The 413-nt window shown below is 63.9% G+C and carries 1 protein-coding gene; it reads right to left on the minus strand.

Annotated features, from left to right (window positions below; translation table 11 throughout):
- Positions 1-7: 7 nt before the first annotated feature.
- Positions 8-413: IS66 family transposase (locus LRA98_RS12930; protein WP_238634291.1), on the minus strand; the 406-nt coding region annotated here is incomplete at its 5' end.

The following is a 413-nucleotide window of genomic DNA, read 5'->3' on the forward strand; positions in this document are numbered from 1 at the left end:
GACTCGCTTATGCGGCCTGAGGATCGCTCCAGTGGTAGGGCAGCAGTTCCCGGATGCGGTTGGCGGGGTAATCCTGGATGCGCTCCAGCACGTCTTCGAGGTAGCGCCGGACATTGACCCCGTTCTGCTTGCAGGTCTCGACGATGGTCAGCAGCACCATCATCGCCTCGGCACCTTCCCGGGAACCGGCGAAGTTCCAGTTCTTGCGCCCGACGCAGAGTCCACGCAGGAGCCGTTCTGCATAGTTGTTGGTGATGTCCAGCCGCCCATCCTCGGTGTAACGGACCAGGCCCTGCCAGTGGTTCAGGGCGTAGGCGACCGCTTTGCCCAAGTCGCTTTTCGGCGCCAGGTAGGTGGCCATCGTCTCGAGCTTGGCGTGCAGCCGTGCGAGGATCGGCAGCGCACGGCGCTGA

It is taken from the genome of Halorhodospira sp. M38, from assembly GCF_022227985.1.
Classification (GTDB): Bacteria; Pseudomonadota; Gammaproteobacteria; order Nitrococcales; family Halorhodospiraceae; genus Halorhodospira; species Halorhodospira halophila_A.